Below are 25,034 nucleotides of genomic sequence, written 5' to 3' on the forward strand. Positions count from 1 at the left end.
GGGGACATACCGGGCCCGCCCGAAGGTGGAATCGGGCGGGCCCGGCGGTCGCGTGGCCGGTCAGGTCGTGGCCGGTGGGTGCCGCTTCCGCACCGGCCACCGGACCGTCACGCGGCTTCGGTCCGCAGGATCTCCCCCACGGAACGGCGGGCGCCGATGCGCGCCGGGACGGCGGTGAGCGCGGTCACCACCGCGACGGCCCCCAGGATCACGGCGGCCAGCTGCCACGGCGGCGGGATGACCACGGCGTCCTCGTTGAGGACCTCGGCCAGCCCGATCCCCCCGGCCAGCCCCAGGAGGGCACCGGCGAGCGCGGGCAGCGCCTGCGCCGCGGCGAGCCCGGCGCTGACCTGGTCCGGGGTCGCGCCGAGGGCGCGGGCCAGCGCCGAGGAGCGCCGGGCGTCGAGCGTGGTCGCCCAGATGATGCAGATCGCGTTGACCGCCGCCTGGACCACGAGCATGATCGCGACCATGAGCAGCGCCTGGCTGAGGCCGGTACGGGGATCGGTCCCCGGCGCCTTCTCGGCGTAGCGGTCGGCGTGGACCGACAGCGCGGCGACGATCCCGGTGACGCTGACCGCGACACCGGCCACGGCCAGCAGGGTACGGCGTGGCCGCCGGGCCGCCGCCCGTACGGCGAGCAGCAGCGGGACGGGCAGCCGCGCCGAGATCGCGATCAGCCGTGCGGCCCGCCGCGGCGGCCGCGGTACGTCGGCCAGCGCGCGGACCGTGCTGGTGCGGGCGGCGCGCACCGCGGGGACGAAGCTCGCCAGGCCCGCGATCCCCAGCGCGACGGCCGCCACCAGACCGGCGGTGGCCGGGGTGACCGCAGGGGTGGCCGCGCTGCCCAGCAGGGCGGCGCCGGGCTCGGTGAGCAGGGGGGCGGCCAGCCACCCGGTCACCAGTCCGGCCACCGTCGCCAGGAGGGCCACGGCGACGTGCTCGGCGAGGAGTACGGCGGCGACCAGGCCCGGCGTGCCCCCGACCGCCTTGAGCAGCCCGACCCGTCGCAGCTGGTCGGTCATCCGGCCGCCGACGAGCACCGCGATGCTGCCCAGCGCTATCAGGCCGAGCAGCCAGGTACCGCCCATCAGGGCCGTGCGCTGGGCCTCGATGAGCCACATGTGGCCGTCGAAGACGTCCTGCCACGTCGCCAGGCTCGGCGCGGTGACGAGGTTCTGGAAGTGCCCCCTGACGAACGTCGCCGCTCCGGCCGGGTCGGCCAGTTTCAGGTTCACCAGATAGCCCAGGGACTGCGTCTGCTTGGCGAAGCTCTGGGCATCGGCCTCGGAGAGCCAGATCAGGCCACTCGCGCCCATCCAGAACGCACCGGGCGGGGGGCCGGCCTTCGACGTGGGCGGCAGGCTCTCGATGGGGGGCGGCGGGGCGTTCTGGGCGGCGGCCCCGTACCGGCAGGGGGAGTAGCACACCTTGGGGTACGGCGGCATCGCGGCGGTGACCGCGACCCCGGCCACCTGGAACGAGCGGCCCCCCAGGGTGATCCGGTCACCGGCGCTTGCCCCGAGCGCTTGGGCGAGGCCGGCCTCGAGCACGGCACCGCCGTCCCGTACCCAGTTCCCCTCGGTCACCTTGGGCTGGTCGACGTCGGCGGGAGAGGTGTGGCGCCCCTGTGCCCACACCCGCACCGTGACCCCGCCCGCCTCCAGGGCCGCCTGGGTGTAGAGGTAGGGGCCGCTGTGCGCGACCACGCCGGGGGCGTCGGTCAGCGCCTTCAGGGCGGCGGGATCCGGGCCCGTTTCCGCGCCGTGCAACCGTCCGAGGCTGGCGATCACGTCGGGTCCGGCCGTCGCCTCACGGGTGCTCTGATAGGGCTCGCTGATCACCCCGTTCAGGATGAGCCCGAGCGTCAGCGTGGCCGTGGCGGCCGTGAGGGCCAGCAGCAGGAGCACCGCTTCGGCCGGGCGTCGGCGCAGGTCGCGGGCGGCGAGCCGGAAGACCAGCAGGGTGCGGCCCATCGGGTCAGCCCTCCAGTCCGGTCAGCTCGGCGAGTCGGCCGACGGTGCCGCGGGTCAGCCTGGTCTCCTCGACGAGGCTGCCGTCGCGCATCGTGATCAGCCGGTCGGCGATGGCGGTGACCCGGGCGTCGTGGGTGACGATCACCAGTGTCTGCCCCGCCGCGCGCAGGCCGTCGAGCAGCCGCAGCACGTCCGCGGTCGCGGCGCTGTCCAGGTTGCCGGTCGGTTCGTCGGCCAGCACGATCAGCGGCTCGTTGACGAGGGCGCGTGCGACGGCGACCCGCTGGCGTTCGCCTCCCGACATCGCCGACGGCAGGTGCCCGGCGCGGTCGTCGAGCCCGACGCGTTCCAGCAGCTGTGCGGCCCGGCGGCGGGCCGTGCGCGGTGAGCGCCCGGCCAGCAGCGCGGGCAGTTCGACGTTCTCCTGGGCGGTGAGCTCGTCCATCAGGTGAAAAGCCTGGAAGACGAACCCGATCGACTGTCGGCGCAGCCGGGCCAGCTCCTTCTCGCTCATCCCGTCGATGCGGTTCCCCGCCAGCCACACCTCCCCGGCCGAGGGGCGTTCCAGGCCACCCAGCAGGTTCAGAAGCGTAGACTTCCCGCTGCCGCTGGGCCCCATCACGGCCACCGCCTCACCCGCCGCGGCCTCCAGCTCGACCCCGTTGAGCGCTCGCACGAGCCCCGCCCCCCGGCCGTACCGCATCTGCAGATCCTGTGTGCGCAGGACCGGACCTATGCCGGGGAGCGACCCGTTTGCCTGTGTCATGGTTCCTTCCTTGAACTCCAGTGCCGGGCGCAGGCGTCAAGCCAGGTCAGGTCCGCCTGCAGTCGGAGCACCACACCCTCCAGCAGGAGGCCGGCGACCGAGCCGTGCGGCTCGGTGAGTGCGGCCCGTTGCGCGGCGGCCAGTTCGACCAGCACCGCGTGTCGTTGTGCGTCGACCAGGTGCGCCGGGTTGGCGAGCCCGGCAGCGGCGGCGGCCACCAGCTTCAGATGGAACTCCGTGGGCGCCGCCTTGGGCCAGCTCATGTCGCCGAGCCATTCGACGACCCGTTCGTGTCCCGCCGCGGTCAGCCGGTAGACCTTGCGGTCCGGGCGGTCGCTCTGGCCGACCCGCTCCGCGGTGGCCAGACCGGCTTTTTCGAGCCGGTTCAGCGTCACGTACACCTGCCCCGCGTTCAGCGCGTCCGCCAGCGGGCCGAGGGCGAGCTGAAGCTGCGCGCGCAGCTGGTAGCCGTACGAGGCCTCCTTGGCCAGCAGCGCCAGCAGCACCTCCTGCACGACCCGCAACCGGTAGCCCGAGGACGGCTCCTTGCCTGATACGTCGACTGCTCTGACTTCCACACCACACATTTAACCGTTAGCCATATAAGCTAACCGTTAGCTAAAGCGACGACGGCAGGTCGAAGCGCCGTCCCCGCCCGGTCCGAGCAGGCCGGACGGCGTGCACGTTCCCCGGCCGGTCGGGAGGTACGGTGCCATGCGCGGGTTCCGGCCGCCATCGCCTTGACGTCGAAAGACGCCGGGTCCCCCAGACCGAGGCGGCCGATCGACCCGGCGGGCGGCCCGACGAAACGGCGGCTGTGCCGTCGCCGAGCTCCTCGGCCTCCCACTCGGGTCCGCGTCACCCGGGGCAAAGCGACTCCGGGTGACGACAGAGACAGGGGTGCTCCACTGACCGTGGCCCCGGCTTCCTAGGTAGATCACCCTGTCAGTGGCTGCTGAGAGGGCGTCAAGGTGGCCGCTTCCGGTCGCGCTATTGGCGGGAGAGTGCGCGAGTGAGGCCTGCCAGGATGGTCGTTGCGAGGATCCACCCTGCAGCGATCATCGCCGCGGCGAGCCACTGTTGTGCGCCGCGCGGGCCGAAGGCGCTCTCCTGTCCGAAGCTGATGATCGGGAGGAGCAGGTCCAGGGCGTAGAGGAAGGCGTTGAAGGGGGGAGCCTCGCCTGGCTTGAAGGCCGGTGGCCGGTGGGCGGTGAAAACGACCGTGCCGATAAGGAGAAGGGCTGCGAGCCAGAGCGCAGCGCGGAAGGGTCGGTAGCCGTACCCGACGGTCCAGTCCTGCACATATCCCCACAGCCGTACCCCGAGCCGCCGCCCCGAGCGGTGGCGACGCTGTTTGGCCAGCAGCACGTCCCGAGCAGCCTCATCGTGGCCCTGCCGACGGTAGACGGCGGCCAATTGCTCATAGGGTTGAGGTTGGTAGTCCTCCCTGGCCAGCCAGTCAAGTCGCTCCTGGACAGGCAGGGGAGCCTCCAGGCTGTCATAGGTGAAGCCGTTCATCAGGACGTGAGCAGGCCACCGGCTGGGAGCGTCATCGAGTACGCCGACCCGACTGTGGCGAAGGTCGACGGCCCGCAGCAGTTCCGTCTGGGGCCCGATCTTCAGCGAAGCCGCTTCCACACCACGAAGGTGGAGGTCACCGTCGACGGTGGTCTCCGCAAGGCACAGTGTGGCGGCGATCCGGGAGTTCCTGATCGAGACGTCTCCCGTGGCCGCGAAGCCTTCGCAGCAGTCGATGCCCCCGCCCGCGATCACCTCCCACAGGGACAGAACCCGCCCGCCGGGATTACTGAGGGCGGCACCGTGAAACTCCAAGCTGCCCTCGATTCGGGCGTTGACGAGCACGATCTCCCCGTCGGCACGGAAGCCTTTGCTGCAGCTGAGCCTGCCGGTGACCCCCAGCCGACGCAGGGAAAGCGCCGTCGCACCCGGGTTGGACAACGTCCCGCCGTCGAGGTTGACCGATCCGCGGACCTGGGTGGAGTCCAGAAAGACCTCTCCGTTCGCCACAAAACCTGGTGTGAGCCGCAGTCCGCCGCCGATCTCCATCCGCGGCGCGTTCAGCGCGCGTCTTCCCGGATTGGCGAGGCTCGCCTGCGCGAAACGGAGCGAGCCGGCCACGAGGGCTCCGCGCAGAAGGACTTCACCTTCGGCCGAGAAGCCGTCATCGATGCGCAGCCCGCCCTCGACACTGAGTCTCTCCGCGTTCAGGGCGATGCCGTCCGGGTTGGACAGCTGGGCTCCGCTGAAGACGCACCGGCGCCCTATCCGGGCGTCCTGCACGCTCAGCTCCCCCCAGGAGCGGAAACCGCGGGCACACGACAACCCGCCGTCGAGGACGACCCCCTCGGCGGTGAGGCTGAAGCCGCCTGACCGCCCGACCCGTGCGCCATCGAGGGTCATCGTCCCGCCGATCCTGGCGCCGACAACGCGTAACTCACCGTCGATGACGGCGTTCGCGCACAGAAGATCACGGTCGACGATCAGGCCGTCGGCATGGACGGCCTGAAGTGCGTGGATCGCCGCGCCGCTGAGATTCAGTGTCCCGGTCACGTGGGCCCCGGCGAGCTGGATCGGGCCGGCCATCTCGCAGCCCTCCAGGCGCAGCGCCCCGCCGATCACAGCGTCTACGGCCTGCAGTCCGGGTGCCCGGGAGGCCGCGAGGTCCACCAGGCCGGTGCGGGCTCCGGTGAAGACCGGCGTTTCCTCGAACTCGCACCTGGTCAAGATCAGAGGGTGTTGTACCTCGGCGTACGACAGGTCCAATCGGCCCGCGATCCGGGCGCCGGACAGGTGTATGCCGGGCGTCTGCCCTTCAAGGGGTTCCCGGGCGCCGAGCAACATCCTTGCGATGATCGCAGCCCGAACGGGGGTGCCGGGAAGATCCACAGGACGCGCTGTGGGAAACGCCTCCCAGAGGGCGAGTTCCGGCTCGGACAGATCCTCGATGATCAAAGGGCACTCCTGGAGGGTCGCACGCGTCGTTAAGGAGAGCCTCCAAGGACACCATCTGTCTTAGCAACCTTCATGTTTCACACTCGGCCCATCCCTTGGATCGCAAAGTGCGCGATTCGCAGAAATGACCAGTTCCGCGAGACCGGAGCCCGTGCGCTTGGCGGCCGCGTTTCTGGTTGATCGACAGGTGGACCGGAACGCGGAATTCACTTAGGCGTCCTGGCGGAAGACGATCGCGGCGCCAAGCGCGGCGTCGGCCGGGACGAACATCTCCCCGCGGCCGGTCCGGGTGACCGGAACGTCGTTGCCGCGCAGGAGCCGTTCGGTGGCGGCGACGTCCCGTACGGACACCGTGTAGGCGACGAACGCCGGCAGGGCCGGCGGATGCTCGTCGGGCAGCAGGTCCGCGAGCGCCGACGCGGCCGCGACGGTGAGGTTCGCCTGGTCGAAACGGACCACACGGCCGTCCCCGGCCGGGCCGAAGTAGGTGCCGTAGCGCCGTCTCAGCTCGGGCAGCGCCGGGTCGTCGACGCACAGCAGGCATTCCACCAGGCCGGTCGCCCCGTTGGGGTGGCCGGTCGGCGGCCGGTCCGCGGACGCCTCGGCCGGACCGTTCTCGGCGAAGCCGACCCTGCCTTCGGGCACGCGCCCCGGAGGCAGGCCGGGGTCGGAGATCTCCAGATAGCGGACGGGTTCCATTCTGGTCCCCTCGCCGGTTTCTACGGGACGGCGGACGGCGTGCACACCGCCGTGGCCGACGCCGTCGGCGGTCAGCCCCGCGGCGACGCCGTCGATGTCCGGCGTATTGGCGATCATGATGTGGACGCCTTCGAAACGCCCGAGAAACGACGTGATGCCGGCGGCGGTGGCGCGGACGGCCGCCACCAGCCCCGGCAGTCTGTCGTCGGGTACCCGCAGCGGGATCGGGCGGGCCTGTGCGGGCATGCGGGCGCCGTCGCCGATGACGGCCACGAGCTCGACGAAGCCGCCCGGGAAGTACACGTGGCTGTTGGCCACCCCGAACGGCTCCGCAGTGTCGGGGTGGACCGGGTAGGCGGGCGCCGACACGGTGAAGCCGAGCCGGCGGTAGAGCTCCGTCGCCTGGCCCATGTCCCGGACGACGTGACCGACGTGGTGCAGGCCGGCGGCGACCGGCAGGGGGGATGGCTCAGACATGGTTCGTCCTTTCCGGTGAGCCCTCGGGTGGGGAGGTGGCGATCAAAGCCTCTCCCTCCGCATGTCATGAGAGTTGACTCCCTTATGAGAGTACACCCTCATATTTGTGTGCGGTAAAATTCGATCATGAGCGGCGGCGGGTTACGGGAACGCAAGAAGGCCAGGACCAGGGAGACGATCCTGCGTGAGGCGTTCCGGCTCTTCCGCGAACGCGGCTACAACGCCACCACCGTCGACCAGATCGCCGAGGCCGCCGAAGTCTCACCCGCGACCTTCTTCCGCTACTTTCCGACCAAGGAAGACCTGGTCGCACGCGACGCTTTCCCCCCGCTCATCGAGGCTCTCCGGGCTCAGCCGCCGGGTCCGCCCGTCGCCGTCCTGCGCGGCGCGTTCCGTACGGCGTTCGCCTCGCTGTCCGCGGAGGAGATCGCCGCCGGCCACGCCCGGGAGGTGTTCGCGACGACCGTCCCCGAACTGCTCGCCGCCAACCTGCGCAGAAGTCCCGGCGTTCTCCGGGAGGTCACCCAAATCCTGGCGGACAGGACGGGATCGGATACAGACGACCCTCGGATCCGGAACGTCGTCGGCGCGGTCTTCGGGGTCGTGGCCGTGGTCTGGCTGCAATGGGCACAGGACCCCGGCATGGACGGTCCCGCCGAGGTCGACATGGCTCTGGCGCATCTGGAGTCCGGTCTGAGCCTCTAGAACCGGACTCCGGCCACACCATCGGGGGCGATGACCTCAGGGCGTCTCCCCTCGGTGCGGCCAGCCGGCGCGGCCGAACCGCGCCCTGCCACCGGCGGTGCGCGTGACGCCTCGGCCCGCAGGGGCGGGAGGACTTCGCGCGGCTCTCGCCGGGAGGACCTCTGACGTTGGGTATCGCGTAAGAGAAGGACGTTTGGCTTGCCCGATATGAAACGGGCATTGCTTACCTTCGGTGTCGCCGCGCTGGTCGCCGGTTCCGACTTCCCCGCAGCGGCCGCGTCCAAGCCCGAGCCCACCGAGTTCGGCCGGGCCACCCTCACCGGGTTCGCTTCGCTCCCCGCCGAGACCTTCGTCCCCGGGCGGCCAGACCTCAGGCGCCCGGCTGGGCACGAACCCGATCAACGGCCTCATCCCGCCGTTCGCCGGCCAGCCCGTCCAAGGCTTCAGCGGCATCCTGCCGCGCGGTGGCGGCGTCTACGACATGCTGTCCGACAACGGTTTCGGCAAGAAGGACAACAGCGCCGACTTCCTGCTGCGGGTTCAGCGGGTCCGCGCGACGCGCTGACCGCCTCCCGAGATCCGAGCCCTTCCCGTACGGCGGGAGGGGCTTCGGCGTTTCCGTTGACACCGGTCCGCCTGATGGCCTCGCTCCCGTGCCGGTGAGGCCGACCCACCCGGCGGACGCCGCCGACGTCCTGGCCGGAGCCCGCAACGCGGCACCAGGCCTTCACGGATGTAATGCGGTGGACGGGCTCCGAGGCCGTTCACTATCGTGGGGCCGTGTCCAGTCCTGAGGCGTCAAGACGCTAGCCACCGGTTTCGGTGGCTCCTTTGGGTGTCACGCGGCAGCGCCATCGCGCGGACCGCGTCTCTTCTCATCACCCTCGCCGCCGGATCACCGTCGTACGGACTGAGTCTTCCCGGTGGTTCCGTCACCTTCGTCGTGCCGTCAAGCCGGGTTTCCTTCACGCGGTAGCGCCGCCGTGGGCCCAGACGAACGCACGCTCCGTGCAGCCGCTCGGGGGTGCCGCGGTGGCCTGCCGTGTCCTTCGTGATGCACTTCAACGCGGCACCTGGAGCCTTCCCTCATGCCTTTTGCCATCTACATCCTCGGGCTGGCCGTATTCGCCCAGGGAACATCGGAGTTCATGTTGTCCGGGCTGATTCCGGACATCGCCGGTGAACTGAACGTGTCCGTCTCGGCCGCCGGCGCGCTGACGTCGGCCTTCGCCGTAGGAATGATCGTCGGAGCCCCGGTGATGGCGATCCTCAGTCTGCGCTGGCCGCGTCGGCGGGCGCTGCTCGTCTTCCTGGTCGTGTTCATGCTCGTGCACGTCGTCGGCGCGGTCACCACCGGCTTCGTCGTGCTCCTGGTGACCCGGGTCCTCGGCGCGCTGGCCACCGCCGGTTTCCTGGCCGTGGCGCTCGCGACGGCGACCGGTATGGTCGCGCCGAACGCCAAGGGGCGGGCGACCTCCGTGCTGCTGGGGGGCATCACGCTCGCGTGTGTCGCCGGGGTGCCCGCCGGCGCCGCGCTCGGTCAGGCCCTCGGCTGGCGGGCGGCGTTCTGGGCCGTCGCCCTGATCTCCCTGCCCGCCTTCTTCGCCGTGCTGTACTCGGTGACCGACGCGGTTCAGGCGACCGGCGACCCGGACGAGACCCGTCCCGGCGCCCGGCGCGAACTGCGGGCGTTGCGCAGCCCGCGGCTGCTGGTCGTGCTGCTGCTGGCCGCGCTGGTGAACGCCGCCACCTTCTGCACGTTCACCTATCTGGCGCCGCTGGTCGTCGAGGTCGGCGGACTCTCCGAGGGCTGGGTGCCGGCGGTGCTGGCGCTGTTCGGTCTCGGATCGTTCGCCGGTGTGAGCATCGGCGGTCGCCTGTCGGACGCGCGGCCGATGCGGGTCCTGATTCCGGGCGGGATCGCCTTGCTCGTCGGGTGGGGGCTCTTCACCGCCGCCGCCGACAGCCCGATCGCCACGTTCGTCCTGGTCTTCGTGCAGGGGGCCCTCTCGTTCGCCGTCGGTTCGACCCTGATCGCCCAGGTGCTGTACGCGGCGACGGGGGCGCCCTCGCTCGGCGGATCCTACGCGACCGCGGCCCTCAACGTGGGCGCGGCCGTCGGCCCCGCCTTCGGCGGCCTCGCCATCGCCGCCGGACTCGGTTACCGCTCGCCCCTGTGGGTCAGCGCCCTGCTGGTGGCGGCGTCGCTCGTCACGGCGGGCGTCGCCCAGGCGCTCCACCGCCTGAGGGGTGCACCGCGTGCGGAGACGGCTGATCCCCGAACCGCGGTGTGATACGCAAGCGCGCCGACCCCAGGACGCCATCCGCGGGTCGGCGCGCTGGCACGTCCGGTACGGCCCTGCGGCCGTACAGCGGGCAAGCCGGAGTCGAGGGCCGGCCGCGCAGTCGGTCGCCCTCGTGGACGCCCGGCGAAGCGGGGCCGGGGAGCCGGTGCGGCGCGGTGTCAGGCTTGTCCCAGGTCTGGCGGGAGCAGGGCGCGGAGCGTGGCGCGGACGGCCTCGAGGTCCACCGCCTCGGGCGAGACCCGCCATTGGGCGTGGACGCCGATGACGGCCCCGACCAGTATCACCGTGAACGCCTCCGGGGTGGTTCCCGCGGGCAGCGCCTCCGCCGCTATCCGGGCCCGCACCCCCTGGCGAAGCGCCGCGTGGAGCCGTGCGAAGTGCTCGCGGATCGGTGAGCCGACCTCCACCGCCTCGCCCAGCAGGGTGATGAACAAGCGCGTGACCGGCAGGCGGATGAAGCCCACGACCTGGTCCAGCACATCGTCGAGGCGTGGGCTGGCGGGCGGGGCGAAACCGGTCAGCATGGCGTGGAGCCGGTCGTCGAGCACCGCCTCCAGCAGGCCCAGTTTGTTGCCGAAGTGCCAGGGGATGGAGCCGCGGCTGATGCCGGCTTTCTCGGCGATGTCGATGAAGCTCGTCTGCCGGTACCCCTTCTCGGCGAAGAGTTCGGCGGCGGCCGCGACCAGCAGGCGGCGGCTCTCCTGAGTCCTCTCGACCCGTCGTGTGGCCATGGGGTCCATCCAACCAGAATATGCCGAATGGCAGAGCAAGTGTTGATCGCTATAGCCTATGTCAGTCAACATAGAACCAAGGAGGTTCTTCATGCGTTGGGTGACCTATGCGACGGCCGCCGGAGACCGCGTCGGGGTGATCGGCGAAGAGCGGATCCACCCCGTGGCGCCGGGCCTCAGCCTGATCGAGCTCATCGGCCGGGGCGCGGGGGAACTGCGGGCGGTGGGGGAGAGGGCTTTGACGTCGGCGGCGCAGACGGTTCCGCTGGCCGAGGCCAGGCTGCGTGCGCCGATTCCGCGCCCGCCCTCGGTCCGCGATTGTCTGTGCTTCCTGGACCACATGCGCAACTGCCAGCAGGTGACAGGCGCGCCCCGTACGCTCAACGAAGCCTGGTACCGGATCCCTGCCTTCTACTTCGCCTGCCCCTCGACGATCGTCGGCCCGTACGACGATGTGACGATCTCACCCGGCAGCGCCTGGTTCGACTTCGAGCTGGAGATCGCCGCCGTGATCGGGCCGGGCGGCCGGGACCTCACGCCGGAAGAGGCCGAGAGGCACATCATCGGCTACACCGTCTACAACGACTGGTCGGCACGCGACCTGCAGCTGCGTGAGTCGCCGATGGCGATCGGCCAGGCCAAGGGCAAGGACGGCGCGACCACGCTCGGCCCGTTCCTGGTCACACCCGACGAGCTGGAGCCCTACCTCCGCGACGGCCGGCTCGCCCTGCAGGTCGAGGCCGTCGTCAACGGCAGGACCATAGGCTCCGGCCGTACCGACACCATGGACTGGAGCTTCGGCGAGGTCGTCTCCTACGCCTCGCGGGGCGTGGACCTGGTACCCGGAGACGTGTTCGGCTCGGGTACGGTGCCCGGCTGCTGCCTCATCGAGCACCTGTCCTTCGCCGATCAAGCCTCGTTCCCGGGCTGGTTGAAGGACGGCGACGTCGTCGAGCTCGCGGTCGAGGGGCTGGGCCGCACCCGCCAGACCGTGCGCGCGCCCGCCGCGCCGTACCGGCTCGCACCCCGGCGCAACCCCGACGCCGTGCCCGCTCGCCCGCGTGTCAACCGCGCCCCGGCGAAGCTGCCCTACACCCGGGGGCTGCACGAGGTCGGCGCGGGCGTGTGGGCCTGGCTGCTGCCCGACGGCGGGCTCGGGTGGAGCAACGCCGGACTGATCGCGGGCGAGGGTGCCTCCCTCCTGGTCGACACCCTGTTCGACCTGCCGCTGACGGCCGAGATGCTCGACGCCATGCGCGTGATCACCGATCGGCATCCGCTCACCCACGCCGTCATCACCCACGCCAACGGCGACCACACGCACGGCAACCGGCTGCTGGGCGACACGGTCCACATCATCGCCGCGGAGGCCACCGGCGAGGAGATGCGGCATGAGATGTCGCCGGAGATGCTGACCGCCGCCCAGATCGTGGACATCGGCCCGGCGACCCCCTATTTCCGCGAACGCTTCGGCCCCTTCGACTTCAGCGGCATCAGCCTGCGGCTCCCCGACAGCACCTACGACGGGGAGCTGACCCTGGACGTCGGTGGCCGCGAGGTGCGCGTGATGAACCTCGGCCCCGCCCACACCGGCGCCGACTCGGTCGTGCACGTGCCGGACGCGGGTGTGCTCTTCGCGGGGGACCTGCTCTTCATCGGCTGCACCCCGATCGTGTGGAGCGGCCCGATCGGCAACTGGATCGCCGCCTGCGACACCATGATCGCCACCGGCGCCGGCGCGATCGTGCCCGGCCACGGCCCGGTCACCGACCCCGACGGGATCCGCGCGGTGCGCGGCTACCTCACCCACGTGGTCGAGCAGGCGGACGCCGCCCACGCCCGCGGCCTGTCCTTCTTCGAGGCGATCAAAGCGGTGGATCTCGATGAGTACGCCACCTGGCTGGACTCCGAGCGGATCGTGGTCAACCTCCACCGCCGCTACCGCGAGCTCGACCCCGCCGCCACGCCCGATCTTGACCAGGTGACGCTGATGGCCATGATGGCCGAAAGAGCGCTCTCGTGAAGCTGCCGACGAGCGCGCACACCTCCCACCCGTGGCGTATCCACGAACTCACCGCAGACTTCTCGGTCGAGGACGTGTGGTCGTTCCGCACTCCCGGAGCCGGGCCCGACGACTTCCCCACGATGCTCGCGGCGATGCGGGCAGCCGGAGGGCTGCGGAAGCAGACTTCGCCGGTGAGGTTCCTGTTCGCCCTGCGGTGGAAGCTCGGCGCGCTCTTCGGCTGGGACGGGCCGTCGGCGGGCGTCGGCGCGCGGGTCGCCTCGCTCCGCGACCGCCTGCCCGGCGACCTCCGCGACGCCCCCCGCGGCTCGGACAACAGGAGCATGCCCCTCAAAACGGTCTACGAGCTCGACACCGAGGCCGCACGCGAGCTGGCGAACAAGACCGGGCACTCGGTGATGCACCTCGGCTGGGTGCAAGGGGTGAACGGCGACCACGAGCTGCGGTTGGCCGTGCTGGTCAAGCCCAACGGACGGTTCGGGCGGCTCTACATGGCCGCCATCGCGCCGTTTCGGTACCTGATCGTCTACCCGGCCCTGACCCGGCAGTGGGAACGGGCCTGGCGCGACCGCACCCATGAAGAGGGGGCGTCACGATGAACCCGGGAAAGCGGCTGCTCCGCTGGGCGGGCGGGATCATGCTCGCGCTGGGAATCGGGCACCTGGCCCTGCTGGCGCTCAGCACCTGGGAGGACATGACCGGCTGGGTGGAACGCGGGATGTGGGCGGCCGTCCCGCTCCTGGACGGGGGTGCCGTCCCGACGGTGGGCTCCCTGCAGAACAAGGCCGTCTTCTGGGCCGGTCCGGGCGGCTTCGCCGTGCCCCTGATCCTCCTGGGCTGCCTGACCTGGCACCTCGCCGGACGCGGGGTGGCCGTACCCGCAGGGGTCGGCTGGGGTATCGCGGTGTGGTGTCTGCTGGGCGGCGTCCTTCTGGTGCCGTCCCCGTTCTTCGCCGGGATCGTCGCCGGGGCACTCGTCATCGTGGCGGCGCGGAAGGGGGACAGGTCGGGAGCAGGCTGAGACCGGGAGACAGGCCGGGCGTGACGGCGGCGGTCCGCATCCGCAGGGTTCGGTCCGAACACCGTCGGCATGCCGCGTCCTTCGCGATCCCTTTCAACGCGGCTGTGGAGTGTTCGACGACATCCCGTGGAGGCCGAGGTCGGCTGAGATCAGGGGGACCCACCGGCCCCTCCCACGGCCCTGAGCCGCAAGTCATCCGCACGCTCGTTGATCTTCCGGTACGCGCCGAAGTCGGACCCTCCATGATCGAGGAGACAATCCGTGCGAGGTATCAGGGTCGGTGCGGGGAGCTGTTCGGCGGCGGAGTGTTCCGGTGCCGCCCGCCATCCCGTCGGATGTGGCCATAATTATTCCTTGACACGAATATTCTCACTGGAGAATACTTGCCGGCATGGACGCACTCCTCTCCGCGCTGGCCGACCCGGCCCGCTGGCGGCTCGTGATCCTGCTGGCCGAGCGGCCCCGCCCGGTCGGTGTTCTCGCCCGGCTCGCCGAGGCGCGCCAGCCGCAGACGACCAAGCACCTGCAGGTCCTGGAGCGCGCCGGTGCCGTCACCTCCCAACGCTCCGGCCAGCGCCGCATCTACGCGCTCCGGCCCGGCCCGCTGCGGGAGCTGGCGGCCGCGCTCGGCCGGCTCGCCGACACCGCGGATCAGGCCGGCGGCACGCGTGAGACCTACGACCGCTACGGGCTCAGCCTCCACGCCGAGCGGCTCGCCGCGGAGGGGCCGGGGTGGGCCGACGGCCGCTCGTTCCGGTTCCTCCGGTCGCTGGCGGGGCGCCCCGAGCTGGTCTGGCGCCACCTGACCGAGACCTCCCTGCTCGCCCGCTGGTGGACACCCGACGACCTGCGCGTCTCCGAGCTCGTCTTCGAGGCGCGGCCGGGCGGGCGGATCGTCCAGGAGTACCGCGAGGCCGAGGACGTCGACGGCTCCGACCCGGCCGCCGGACGTGCGGAGGGAGTCGTCGTCGACGTCCGCCCCGGCGAGCACCTGGCCTACCGGCTCTCCCCGCTGCTCCCCGACGGCAGGCCCGCCTTCATCGCCCACCTCGACCTGGGCCTGCGGCCCACCGGCACCGGCACCGACCTCGACGTCCGCTTCCGGATCTCCGACAGCACCGTCGAATCCGCGGACTTCATCGCGGGCATCGAGATCGGCTTCGGCCAGAGCCTCGACAGGCTCGCGGCGACCCTCTCCGCCGACTCGCGCGACACCGAGCACGACACCGATACAAGGAGCACGAAATGACCGACCGGACCGCCCGCCGGGTGACCGCGAACCTGGGCCTCACCCTCGACGGGCGCTACCACGGCCCCGGCGGGCCCGGCGATTTCTCGGCGTTCGCCCCCTACGTGACCGGCGAGGTCGCACGAGACCACATGACCCGCATCTGGGAGGGCGCGACGACGGCGCTGCTCGGACGGGTCAACGCCGAGGGATTCATGGGGTACTGGCCGCCGGTCGCCGACGACGGCAACGCCGACCCGCGTGACCGGGGATACGCGAAGTGGCTGGTCGGTGCGGAGAAGGTGGTCCTCTCGACCACCTGGACCGAGGCACCGTGGGAACGCACCCGCGTGGTGAACGCCCCCGCCGAGGATGTCGTCGCCGAACTCAAGGCCACCGGCGCGGGCGACATCCTCGTCAACAGCAGCGCGAGCGTCATCAAGCCGCTCCTGTCGGCGGACCTGATCGACCGGCTGTACCTCATGGTCTTCCCCGAGATCGCCGGGGGCGGGCGGCGGCTGTTCGCCGACGGCCTGCCGTCCACGAAGTGGACGCTCATCCACCAGGAGACCGGCGCGCTCGGTGAACTCGCCATGGTCTACGACCGAGTCCGCTGAGCCAGCGGAGCCGCCGGTCGCCGTCCTGCCCGGCGCGTTCCGTACGGCGTTCGCCGCCTCCTCGGCCGTACCGGCTCGTCCGCAGGGCGGGCAGGCGGTTCAGGCGCGCGGCGCGGTGTGGTTCAGGATCTCCGGGATGACCGTCTCCCAGGTCGGACGGGGGAAGATCTCGTGACCGGCGCCCTCCAGCACGGTCAGGCGGGCACCCGGGATCTCGGCGGCAAGTGCGCGGCCGTGCCCGAGGGGGAAGAGCGGGTCCTGTGAGCCGTGCAGCACCAGCGTCGGGACGGCGATCCGGTCCAGACGGTCCCGCCACGGCTTCCCCGCGTCGATGAGGAAGGGGTTGGTGAGCTGGGCGGCGAGGTTCGGGGTGCGGTCGAAGACGCGCCCGGCCATGGCGCGCAACCCCGGCTCGTCGAACCAGGCCCCGGCGTAGGGCCGCTCGCCTTCCACCAGGTATTCGACCACCGCGGCCCGGTCGGCCCAGTCGGGCTCCGGGCCCTCCTCGGTGAAGGTGGCCAGGATCTGGTCGGTCATCGGCGGAAGGTCGGGCTGCTCGTGGCCGGGACCGCCGGGCGTGGACCCGGTGAGGGTGAGGGAGGCCACGCGCTCGGGGTGGTCGAGGGCGAGCAGCTGGGCGACGGCCGAGCCCTGGGACATGGCCACCAGGTGCATTTGGCCCAGCCCGAGGGCGTCGATGAGCGCGGCGGCGTCGGCGACCAGGTCGCGAAGGCCGTACGGCGGCGCCCCGACGGGGAAGCCGGTCGAGCGGCCGGCGTCCCTGGCGTCGAACCGGACGACGTGCCGTCCGCCCGCGGCCAGCCGGTCCACGAACTCCTCCTCCCACGCCACCAGCGACTGCCCGGCCCCGTGCAGCAGCAGGATCGCCGGGTCCTGTGCCCGTCCCGCCGCCGACACGCTCAGCGTGACCCCGTTGACCGCCACCGTCCGCTCCATCGTCCCGCCCTTTCGTAAATTTCAGTTACGTGTAACGAAGATTAGCCCATATTCAGTTACATGTCACGAAAATTCTCCAGCATGGGGTCATGACTTCAATGGATGCGCACCACCGCATGCGTCCCCTTCAGCGGATCGCCGTCGCGCCAAGTGCTTGACCAGTGAAGTCCAAGGGGAATCCGCTAAACCGGGGGCATGAGTGATGCGGTCCCTCCGCGGAGCCGGCCGGAGGAGCCGGCGTCGCGTCCCGAACACCCGAAGCACACCGTTCCGGACGACTCCCCGCCTGGCGTGTGCGTGCACAGGAAGGGGTGTCTCGCCCGATACACCCGGTCGAAGGGCGGCATGGGCCGGCTGCTGGGCGGCTTGGTGTTTCAGTGGGTGATGTGCGCGGTCGTGTGGACGCTCGGGGTGATCTGGTGGTGGGGGCCGCCGGGGTTCGCGGTCGTGTCGGTGGTGACGCTCGCGCTCGTTGCGGCGTTGTTCGCGGGATATCACCGGCGGGGACACCGCGGTTGGTGCCGGGTTCTGCGGTCGCTCGACCTGGGCGAGGTCGCGGAAGTCGTCCCGCTCGGCTGGATCGCGCGGTTCTTCACCTGGATCCTGGGGCCGTTCGGCCGGATCGGGCGACTGGTCGCCTGGGTCGGCAGATTCCTGTCCTCGCTGCGAGACCTGTGACCGGCCCGTGGCCCCACCGGGTGGCGGGGCCACGGTGTCAGCGCCTCGATCAGGTGCCGACGTAGGCCGCGAGGTGCTCACCGGTGAGGGTGGAGCGGGCGGCGACCAGGTCGGCGGGGGTGCCCTCGAAGACGATCCGGCCGCCGTCGTGGCCGGCGCCGGGGCCGAGGTCGACGATCCAGTCGGCGTGCGCCATGACCGCCTGGTGGTGTTCGATGACGATGACCGATTTGCCGGAGTCGACGAGCCGGTCCAGCAGACCGAGCAGGTGCTCGACGTCGGCGAGGTGGAGGCCCGTGGTCGGCTCGTCCAGGACGTAGACGCCGCCGTCGGCGGCCATGTGGACGGCGAGCTTGAGCCGCTGCCGCTCGCCGCCGGACAGCGTGGTGAGCGGCTGGCCGAGGCTGAGGTAACCGAGTCCGACGTCGGCGAGCCGGTCCAGGATGGCGTGCGCGGCCGGCGTACGGGCGTCGCCGGCGCCGAAGAACTCCGCCGCCTCGATCACCGGCATCGCGAGCACCTCGCTGATGTCACGGCCGCCGAGGCGGTACTCCAGCACCGACCGCTGGAACCGCCTGCCCTCGCAATCCTCGCAGACGGTGGAGACGCCGGCCATCATCGCCAGGTCGGTGTAGATGACGCCGACGCCGTTGCAGGTGGGGCAGGCGCCCTCGGAGTTGGCGCTGAACAGCGCGGGTTTGACGCCGTTGGCCTTCGCGAACGCCTTGCGGATCGGGTCGAGCAGTCCGGTGTAGGTCGCCGGGTTGCTCCGTCTGGAGCCGCGGATCGCGCCCTGGTCGACCGACACCACACCCGCGCGTGCGGGGATCGACCCGTGGATGAGCGAGCTCTTGCCGGAGCCGGCGACGCCGGTGACGACGACGAGCACCCCCAGCGGGATGTCGACGTCGACGTCGCGCAGGTTGTGCCGGGTCGCGCCGCGGATCTCCAGCCTGCCGGCGGGTTTGCGCACCGTGTTTTTGAGTGTGGCCCGGTCGTCGAGGTGGCGGCCGGTGACGGTGTCGGCGGCCCGCAGCCCCGCCACGGTGCCCTCGAAGCAGACGCCGCCGCCCGCCGTACCGGCACCGGGGCCGAGGTCGACGACGTGGTCGGCGATCGCGATCGTCTCCGGCTTGTGCTCCACGACGAGTACCGTGTTGCCCTTGTCCCGCAGGCGCAGCAGCAGGTTGTTCATCCGCTGGATGTCATGGGGGTGCAGGCCCGCGGTGGGCTCGTCGAAGACGTAGGTGGTGTCGGTGAGCGAGGAGCCGAGGTGGCGGATCATCTTGACGCGCTGCGCCTCACCGCCCGACAGCGTGCCCGCCGGCCGGTCGAGCGAGAGGTAGCCCAGCCCGATCTCCACGAACGACTCAAGGGTGCGCTGCAGCGTGGCCAGCAGCGGCGCCACCGACGGCTCGTCGAGGTCGCGAACCCATTCGGCCAGGTCGCTGATCTGCATCGTGCAGGCGTCGGCGATGCCGATCCCCTTGATCTTCGACGACCTGGCCGCTTCGCTGAGCCGGGTTCCGGCGCACTCGGGGCAGGTCGTGAAGGTGACCGCCCGGTCCACGAACGCCCGGATGTGCGGCTGCATCCCCTCCCGGTCCTTGGCGAGGAACGATTTGCGGATCTTGGGGATGAGCCCTTCGTAGGTGAGGTTGACGCCCTCGACCTTCACCTTGGTCGGCTCCCGGTGGAGCAGGTCGTGCAGTTCCTTCTCGGTGTAGTCGCGGATCGGCTTGTTCGGGTCGAGGAAGCCCGACTCGGCGTAGAGCCGCACGGTCCACCAGCTGTCCGACTTCCAGCCGGGGATGGTGAACGCGCCCTCGGCGATCGACTTGGAGTCGTCGTACAGCTGGGTGAGGTCGATGTCGGAGACGGCGCCCCGGCCTTCGCAGCCCGTGCACATCCCGCCGGTCCGGGTGTAGGTCTCCTTCACGGTCTTGCTGGAGGCGCCGCGTTCGACCGTGATCGCCCCGCTCGCCCGTACCGAGGGGATGTTGAAGGCGAAGGCACCGGGCGGGCCGATGTGCGGCTGCCCGAGCCGGCTGAAGAGGATGCGCAGCATCGCGTTGGCGTCGGTGGCCGTGCCCACCGTGGAGCGGGGGTCGGCGCCCATCCGCTGCTGGTCGACGATGATCGCCGTGGTCAGCCCGTCGAGGACGTCGACGTCGGGCCGCGCGAGCGCCGGCATGAAGCCCTGCACGAAGGCGCTGTAGGTCTCGTTGATCATCCGCTGCGACTCCGCGGCGATCGTGTCGAACACCAGCGAGCTCTTGCCCGAGCCGGAGACCCCGGTGAACACCGTCAGGCGGCGCTTGGGGATCTCGATGCTGACGTCCTTGAGGTTGTTCTCGCGTGCGCCGTGCACGCGGATCAGGTCGTGGCTGTCGGCAACGTGCGTCGCAGGCGACTGAGGGTCCGTCCTCGGGGGCATGATCGTGTGTCTCCGTCTGTCAGGCGGGGCCGCGTCCACGGTCTCCACCGGCGTCACCTGGCTGAATTTATCCGATTTTGGGCAGTATGTCTGATTCTTGTCGTCGATGTGGCCGCGGCAAGGAGCGTCGCCTGGGCGGGAGGGACTCGCTCGACTTGCGCAGGAAGGATGGCCGACGCCGGGCGACGCGTCAATCGGCCTGACCGGGACTGCCTACCCTCGCACCGCCGGTTTCGCCCAACGGGTTCATCACCGTGAAGCCGCCCCGCTTCCGACCGCCGCGCCGGTGGTTTCCCGAGATTCGCGCCCCTCCCGTACGGCGGGAGGGGCCTTCGGCGTCTGCGTCGACGCTGCGCGGTCCATGTCCGCGATCCGAGGGTTCAGAGCCGCTCCTGGATACGGATCATGTTGCCGGCGGGGTCGCGGAAGGCGCAGTCGCGAACCCCGTAAGGCTGGTCGGTCGGCTCCTGAACGACCTCGGCGCCCCCGGCCTGCACCCGATCGAAGGCGCCGTAGACGTCGGTGGTGGCCAGGACGATGCTCGCATAGGTGCCCTTGGCCATCATCTCGGTGATGGTACGGCGCTCGTCGTCGGTGATCCCGGGATCGACGGCCGGCGGGTGCAGGACGATGGACGTGGCGGGCTGATCGGCGGGGCCGACCGTGATCCAGCGCATTCCGCCGTATCCCACGTCGTTGCGCACCTCGAAACCGAGGGTGTCGCGATAGAAGGCCAGGGCCGCGTCCGGGTCGTCCTGGGGGAGAAAGCTCGCATGAATGGTGATGTCCATAGAGGTCACGCTAGGTGCGACTCGGTAATCGGCGCTTCTCGATTCCTGATCGGTCTGGTCACCTGTTTCGACACACACGGCGGCATCCCCTCCGTCGCGTCCGCCGCGAGACGCCGGTAGGCGCTGGGCGGCATGCCGACCAGTTCGGTGAAGCGCGTGCTGAAGGTGCCGAGCGATAAGCAGCCGACCGCGAAGCAGACCTCGGTGACGCTGAGGTCGCCCCGGCGCAGCAGTGCCATCGCGCGTTCGATGCGGCGCGTCATCAGATAGGCGTACGGGGACTCGCCGTACGCGAGCCGGAATTCGCGGCTGAGGTGACCGGCCGACATGTGCGCGTCGCGGGCGAGCGCCTCGACGTTCAGCGGCCGCGCGTACTCCCGGTCGATCCGATCGCGGACGCGGCGCAGCCGTGCGAGGTCGCGGAGTCGCTGCGCCGCGGCGGGCCTGCTGGTCACCTGCGAATGGTACGTCCCGCCGGAGTGCCCCGGCACCGTCGTCGTCGGATCGGCCGGGCACCGGCGCCGCCCATGTCGGGCGATCCGGAATGAGCGGAAAGGGGGGTCCTCACTCCTTTCCACTCTCAACGTATAGCGCAGCGGGGGGCTTGCGGCAAGACCCGGGTCATGCCGGAGAATCGTCGGCCGAGGCTGGAACCTGCGGAAATGGGGGTGCGACGTGGGTGTGTCGCTGTCGGTGCACGGGGCGCTCGGGGATGGCGCGTTCGACCTTCCGGATCATCTTTCCCCGAAGGCGGATCCGGCGCTGATCGCCGGCGACGAGCGGCACTTCGCGGCCGTCGCGGAGAGCCTTGAGCAGGCGATCGCCGAGCTGTCCGGCCGCCTCGACGCCGAACGCAAGGCCCCCGGCGGCGCGGGCCGGCAGGCGATGGACCGGGACATGGAGATCCACCGGCTCACCGCCCGCCTGCGCGCGCTGCGCCGCTTCGGCCTGGACCTGTGCCTTGGGCACATGGTCGGCGCGGACGACCCCGAGCCCGTGTACGTCGGACGGCTCGGTCTCACCGACGGCACGGGCCGCCGGCTGCTGCTCGACTGGCGTTCCCCGGCGGCCGAGCCGTTCTTCGGAGCCACCCACGCCAACCCGATGGGCCTGGCGAGCCGCCGCCGGTATCGCTGGACCCGCGGCCGGATCAGCGACTACTGGGACGAGGTGTTCACCCCGGACGGGTTCGACGGGCACGCCGCGCTCGACGACCAGTCCGCGTTCATCGCCAGCCTGGGCGGCAGCCGGTCGGGCAAGATGCGCGACGTGCTCGCCACCATCCAGGCCGACCAGGACGCCGTCATCCGGGCGGGATCCCGCGGCGTCCTCGTCGTCGACGGCGGTCCGGGTACGGGGAAGACCGTGGTGGCGCTGCACCGCTCCGCCTACCTCCTCTACGCCGACCCCCGCCTCGGCCGCCGCCGCGGCGGCGTGCTGTTCGTCGGCCCGCACCAGCCGTACCTGGCCTACGTCGCCGACGTCCTCCCCAGCCTGGGGGAGGAGGGCGTGCGGACCTGCACCCTGCGGGACCTCGTCGCCGAGGGGGCCACGGCGGGGGTCGAGGCCGACCCGGACGCGGCCCGCCTGAAGGCGTCCGCGAATCTGGTGAAGGCGATCGAGCCCGCCGTCCGGTTCTACGAGAACCCGCCCACCGAGGGGATGGCGGTCACGACCCACTGGGCCGACGTCTGGGTGGGCGCCGACGATTGGGCCGAGGCGTTCGCGGCCCCGGACCCGGGCACCCCGCACAACGAGGCGCGCGGTCGGATCTGGGATGAGCTGCTCGGGATCCTGGTGGACAAGTACGGCGACGACGAGGTCCCGGCCGCCCTGCTCCGCAAGTCGCTGGCGGGGAACAGGGAACTGCTGGTGACCTTCAACCGCGCGTGGCCGCTGATCGAAGCGGCCGACCTCGTCGGCGACCTGTGGTCGGTGCCCGCCTACCTGCGGATGTGCGCCCCGTGGCTCAGCCCGGAGGACGTTCGGAGGCTGCAGCGCGACGACCCGCAGGCATGGACCGTGTCCGACCTTCCGCTCCTGGACGCGGCACGGCAGCGGCTCGGGGATCCCGAGGTGTTCCGGCGGAGGCGTCGGCGGGACGCCTCCGTCGCCGCCGAGCGCGAGCGTATGTCGCAGGTCGTCGACAACCTGCTCGAGGCCGACGACGACGGCGAAGGGCTGGTGACGATGCTGCGCGGACAGGACCTCCGGGACGCCCTGGTCGACGAGGCCGCGCTGCCCGGCGACGACGCGGACCGGCTCGCCGGTCCGTTCGCGCACATCGTCGTGGACGAGGCTCAGGAACTCACCGACGCGGAGTGGCGGATGCTGCTCCTGCGCTGCCCGTCCCGGAGCTTCACCGTCGTCGGGGACCGTGCCCAGGCCAGGCACGGGTTCACCGAGTCCTGGCGGGAACGGCTTGAGCGCGTCGGGCTCGACCGGATCACCCTGGCCTCGCTGGGCGTCAACTACCGGACGCCGGATGTGATCATGGCGGAAGCCGAACCGGTCATCCGCGCCGTGCTCCCCGACGCCAACGTGCCGACCTCCATCCGCGGGGGAGACGGTCCCGTCGTCCACGGGTCCGTCGCCGACCTGAACCCGATCCTCGACGCCTGGCTCGCCGCGCACGCCGACGGGATCGCCTGCGTCATCGGCGATCCCACGTTCCGGCCGACCTCCCGGGTCCGGTCGCTGACCCCGGAGCTGTCGAAGGGGCTGGAGTTCGACCTGGTGGTCCTCGTGGACCCGGAGGCGTTCGGCCGGGGGGTCGAAGGAGCGGTCGACCGCTATGTCGCGATGACCCGGTCGACCGGGCGACTGGTCATCCTCACGAGCTCCTGACGCCGGCCGGGGCCGCGTTCCCGCCGCGGCGGCGGTCCTCGAGCGCGTCCAGAATCAGGTCCAGGCCGTAGCCGAACTCGCCCGTGTGGTCGTAGCCGTGCCCCAGCATGTGGTCGACGATCACCTCCGTGAGGTACGGGAACACGCCCGTCGGCAGCCGCTCGAGGATGCCGCCGGCCACCTCCTCGACGTCGTCCGGCGTCGCTATCGGCAGGTTCGCCGCTTGGAGGACGAACCCGGCGATGTAGCTGTCGATGAGCGAGACGGCGTGCACGGCCAGCGGCAGCGTGAAACCCGCCCGCCGGAGGACGCCGAGGACGGCGTCGTGGTGGCGCAGCGTGGCCGGCCCCGGGTTGCGCCGGGAGTCCATGAGGCCGAGAGCCCAGCTGTGCCGCGACAGGACGGCACGTGCGGAGGAGGCGCGCGCACGGGTCGCCTCGCGCCAGTCTTCGCACTCCGCGCCGGGGAGCTCGATCGCCGCGAACACCATGTCGACCACACCGTCGAGGATCGCGTCCTTGTTCGGCACGTGGTGGTAGAGCGACATCGCCTCCACGCCCACTTCCCGCGCCACCCGTCGCATCGTGATCGCCTCCACGCCGCCGCGATCCGCGACGCGGATCGCGGCTTCCAGGACGAGGGCTCTGTTGAGCGGCTGCGGTGGTGGTGACACGACGCCTCCGGGCACGGGTTGACAACCTTACAAGCGTAAGCCAGCCTTACGGACGTAAGGTACCTTACACACGTAAGCCAGGTTGTGACGCGCCCCGCCGGGGCGAGAAGAGGAGATCCCGATGCCGATGCCGAAGTGGTGGGGGCATGTGAACAAGACGGTGTTCAACCCCCGCGCGATCGCGGGCGGGAAGTGGCCGGTGCTGATTCACGTCGGCCGCGTCTCCGGCGTGACGTATCGCACGCCGCTCGACGCGTATCCCGTCGACGGGGGCTACCTGTTCGTTCTGGTGTACGGGTCGCGCTCGGACTGGGTGCGGAACGTCCTGGCGGCCGACGGCGCGCGGCTGCGGGTCGACGGGAGGGAGGTGCGGCTCGTCTACCCGCGCCTTGTCGGGGAGGACGAGGCGTTCCAGGCCATGCCCAAGGAGGCGGCGCGCCCGCCGAAGGTGCTGCGCATCACCGAGTTCCTCCGCATGGACCTGGTCGAAGGCTGACGGTCGGCCGCGGATGCGCTATCCCCACGGGGTGGTGAAGGTCACCTCCGTGAACAGCGTGTCGGCCGCCTCCAGGAGAATCAGGGCGTGAGGTGCGGGCGTCCGGCCGTACCCGGCTTCGGCCGCATGCGGGGGCGCGTTCGTCGTTCACTCCTCGTCGACGACGACCGTGTTCTGCGCGGCGGTCAGCGTCCAGCGCCCGTCCTCCTTGGTCATCACGTACATCGGGGTGCCCACGTACCCCTCACCGCCCGTTCGGGAGACCTGGCGCACCTTGACGGCGGCGACGTCCGGCCGCAGGAACAGCACGTGCTCCACCTCGAACGTCACCGTGGTCTCCCGCATCGCGCCGGGCAGAACCTGCTGTGTGAACGCCGCGATCGTGTCCCGGCCGAACAGCCGCTTGCCGTGCCCGGTCGTCCAGATCGCGTCCTCGCGGAACAACCCGACGAACTCTTCGACCAGCTCGTTGTTCTGCGCGTGTTCGACGACGGCGACGACCTCCTTGATCGCTGCGATCTCGGTCTGCGCGTCGAAAACCTCATTCGTTGTCATACCGGAAATTCTGATATCTCAAGTAAAGTCGAGGTCTAGAGATCGCCGGTGTGATGTGCGTCTCACGGCCGCGGAGCG

General features: G+C 71.0%; 23 protein-coding genes. 11 read left to right on the forward strand and 12 right to left on the reverse strand.

Going from position 1 to position 25,034, the window contains the following annotated elements:
* Nucleotides 1-107 precede the first annotated feature (107 nt).
* From RUR_RS16110 to RUR_RS16130, 5 genes are all read right to left on the reverse strand, one after another.
* Nucleotides 108-1,976 carry an ABC transporter permease gene (locus tag RUR_RS16110; protein WP_283135872.1) on the reverse strand — a complete coding sequence of 623 codons (1,869 nt, stop codon included), beginning with the start codon at nt 1,974-1,976 and terminating at the stop codon, nt 108-110.
* Nucleotides 1,977-1,980: 4 nt separating this feature from the next.
* A complete protein-coding gene (locus tag RUR_RS16115; protein ID WP_283135873.1) occupies nt 1,981-2,742 on the reverse strand; it encodes an ABC transporter ATP-binding protein in 762 nt (253 codons plus the stop codon).
* The gene (locus RUR_RS16120; protein WP_283135874.1) at nt 2,739-3,320 is read right to left on the reverse strand and encodes a PadR family transcriptional regulator; all 582 of its coding nucleotides are present in this window, start codon (nt 3,318-3,320) and stop codon (nt 2,739-2,741) included. The genes RUR_RS16115 and RUR_RS16120 overlap by 4 nt, the downstream gene beginning before the upstream one ends.
* A 412-nt stretch (nt 3,321-3,732) precedes the next feature.
* Nucleotides 3,733-5,715: a hypothetical protein gene (locus tag RUR_RS16125; protein WP_283135875.1), complete on the reverse strand. Its 1,983-nt coding sequence runs from the start codon at nt 5,713-5,715 to the stop codon at nt 3,733-3,735.
* Nucleotides 5,716-5,925: 210 nt separating this feature from the next.
* On the reverse strand, nt 5,926-6,891 hold the full coding sequence (locus RUR_RS16130; protein ID WP_283135876.1) for a VOC family protein: 966 nt from the start codon (nt 6,889-6,891) through the stop codon (nt 5,926-5,928).
* A 126-nt stretch (nt 6,892-7,017) separates the two neighbouring features.
* Between RUR_RS16130 and RUR_RS16135 the strand changes: the two genes are divergently transcribed.
* From RUR_RS16135 to RUR_RS16145, 3 genes are all read left to right on the forward strand, one after another.
* Complete coding sequence (locus tag RUR_RS16135) at nt 7,018-7,596, forward strand: TetR family transcriptional regulator (protein WP_283135877.1); 579 nt, start codon at nt 7,018-7,020, stop codon at nt 7,594-7,596.
* A gap of 232 nt (nt 7,597-7,828) precedes the next feature.
* Entirely contained in the window at nt 7,829-8,161 is a 333-nt protein-coding gene (locus RUR_RS16140) for a hypothetical protein (RefSeq protein ID WP_283135878.1), read from the forward strand.
* Between the two features lie 523 nt (nt 8,162-8,684).
* Nucleotides 8,685-9,890 carry a Cmx/CmrA family chloramphenicol efflux MFS transporter gene (locus tag RUR_RS16145; protein WP_283135879.1) on the forward strand — a complete coding sequence of 402 codons (1,206 nt, stop codon included), beginning with the start codon at nt 8,685-8,687 and terminating at the stop codon, nt 9,888-9,890.
* Nucleotides 9,891-10,060: 170 nt separating this feature from the next.
* Here RUR_RS16145 and RUR_RS16150 read toward each other — a convergent pair whose 3' ends face one another.
* Nucleotides 10,061-10,633, reverse strand: a complete 573-nt coding sequence (locus RUR_RS16150; protein WP_283135880.1) for a TetR/AcrR family transcriptional regulator — start codon at nt 10,631-10,633, stop codon at nt 10,061-10,063.
* 91 nt (nt 10,634-10,724) lie between these two features.
* On the opposite strand from RUR_RS16150, the gene RUR_RS16155 reads away from it, so the two are divergent.
* The 5 genes from RUR_RS16155 to RUR_RS16175 all read left to right on the forward strand — a co-directional run bounded on the left by RUR_RS16155 (nt 10,725) and on the right by RUR_RS16175 (nt 15,522).
* Nucleotides 10,725-12,656, forward strand: a complete 1,932-nt coding sequence (locus RUR_RS16155; protein WP_283135881.1) for a fumarylacetoacetate hydrolase family protein — start codon at nt 10,725-10,727, stop codon at nt 12,654-12,656.
* Nucleotides 12,653-13,255 carry a DUF2867 domain-containing protein gene (locus tag RUR_RS16160; RefSeq protein ID WP_283135882.1) on the forward strand — a complete coding sequence of 201 codons (603 nt, stop codon included), beginning with the start codon at nt 12,653-12,655 and terminating at the stop codon, nt 13,253-13,255. The genes RUR_RS16155 and RUR_RS16160 overlap by 4 nt, the downstream gene beginning before the upstream one ends.
* Nucleotides 13,252-13,677, forward strand: coding sequence for a DUF6463 family protein (locus RUR_RS16165; protein WP_283135883.1), 426 nt, complete (start codon nt 13,252-13,254; stop codon nt 13,675-13,677). The genes RUR_RS16160 and RUR_RS16165 overlap by 4 nt, the downstream gene beginning before the upstream one ends.
* Before the next feature lie 391 nt (nt 13,678-14,068).
* Nucleotides 14,069-14,926, forward strand: coding sequence for a metalloregulator ArsR/SmtB family transcription factor (locus RUR_RS16170; RefSeq protein WP_283135884.1), 858 nt, complete (start codon nt 14,069-14,071; stop codon nt 14,924-14,926).
* Nucleotides 14,923-15,522, forward strand: a complete 600-nt coding sequence (locus tag RUR_RS16175) for a dihydrofolate reductase family protein (protein WP_283135885.1) — start codon at nt 14,923-14,925, stop codon at nt 15,520-15,522. Before RUR_RS16170 ends, RUR_RS16175 begins: the two co-directional genes overlap by 4 nt.
* A 99-nt stretch (nt 15,523-15,621) precedes the next feature.
* Here RUR_RS16175 and RUR_RS16180 read toward each other — a convergent pair whose 3' ends face one another.
* The gene (locus RUR_RS16180; RefSeq protein WP_283135886.1) at nt 15,622-16,479 is read right to left on the reverse strand and encodes an alpha/beta fold hydrolase; all 858 of its coding nucleotides are present in this window, start codon (nt 16,477-16,479) and stop codon (nt 15,622-15,624) included.
* A 195-nt stretch (nt 16,480-16,674) separates the two neighbouring features.
* Between RUR_RS16180 and RUR_RS16185 the strand changes: the two genes are divergently transcribed.
* Entirely contained in the window at nt 16,675-17,157 is a 483-nt protein-coding gene (locus RUR_RS16185) for a hypothetical protein (RefSeq protein WP_283135887.1), read from the forward strand.
* A 49-nt stretch (nt 17,158-17,206) separates the two neighbouring features.
* On the opposite strand, the gene RUR_RS16190 is transcribed toward RUR_RS16185, so the two are convergent.
* From RUR_RS16190 to RUR_RS16200, 3 genes are all read right to left on the reverse strand, one after another.
* Nucleotides 17,207-19,594: an ATP-binding cassette domain-containing protein gene (locus RUR_RS16190; protein ID WP_283135888.1), complete on the reverse strand. Its 2,388-nt coding sequence runs from the start codon at nt 19,592-19,594 to the stop codon at nt 17,207-17,209.
* 380 nt (nt 19,595-19,974) lie between these two features.
* Complete coding sequence (locus tag RUR_RS16195; RefSeq protein ID WP_283135889.1) at nt 19,975-20,385, reverse strand: VOC family protein; 411 nt, start codon at nt 20,383-20,385, stop codon at nt 19,975-19,977.
* A gap of 5 nt (nt 20,386-20,390) precedes the next feature.
* Nucleotides 20,391-20,840: a helix-turn-helix transcriptional regulator gene (locus RUR_RS16200; RefSeq protein WP_283135890.1), complete on the reverse strand. Its 450-nt coding sequence runs from the start codon at nt 20,838-20,840 to the stop codon at nt 20,391-20,393.
* A 220-nt stretch (nt 20,841-21,060) separates the two neighbouring features.
* Here RUR_RS16200 and helR point away from each other — a divergent pair, with 220 nt between their 5' ends.
* Nucleotides 21,061-23,232, forward strand: coding sequence for an RNA polymerase recycling motor ATPase HelR (gene helR / locus RUR_RS16205; RefSeq protein ID WP_283135891.1), 2,172 nt, complete (start codon nt 21,061-21,063; stop codon nt 23,230-23,232).
* Here the strand turns inward: helR and RUR_RS16210 are convergent.
* Complete coding sequence (locus tag RUR_RS16210) at nt 23,219-23,905, reverse strand: TetR/AcrR family transcriptional regulator (protein WP_283135892.1); 687 nt, start codon at nt 23,903-23,905, stop codon at nt 23,219-23,221. The genes helR and RUR_RS16210 overlap by 14 nt on opposite strands.
* A gap of 121 nt (nt 23,906-24,026) precedes the next feature.
* Between RUR_RS16210 and RUR_RS16215 the strand changes: the two genes are divergently transcribed.
* Nucleotides 24,027-24,401, forward strand: coding sequence for a nitroreductase family deazaflavin-dependent oxidoreductase (locus tag RUR_RS16215; protein WP_283135893.1), 375 nt, complete (start codon nt 24,027-24,029; stop codon nt 24,399-24,401).
* Nucleotides 24,402-24,548: 147 nt separating this feature from the next.
* Here RUR_RS16215 and RUR_RS16220 read toward each other — a convergent pair whose 3' ends face one another.
* Nucleotides 24,549-24,956, reverse strand: a complete 408-nt coding sequence (locus tag RUR_RS16220; protein ID WP_283135894.1) for an SgcJ/EcaC family oxidoreductase — start codon at nt 24,954-24,956, stop codon at nt 24,549-24,551.
* Between the last annotated feature and the right edge of the window lie 78 nt (nt 24,957-25,034).

The organism is Rhizohabitans arisaemae (genome assembly GCF_025996515.1).
Lineage (GTDB): Bacteria > Actinomycetota > Actinomycetes > Streptosporangiales > Streptosporangiaceae > Rhizohabitans > Rhizohabitans arisaemae.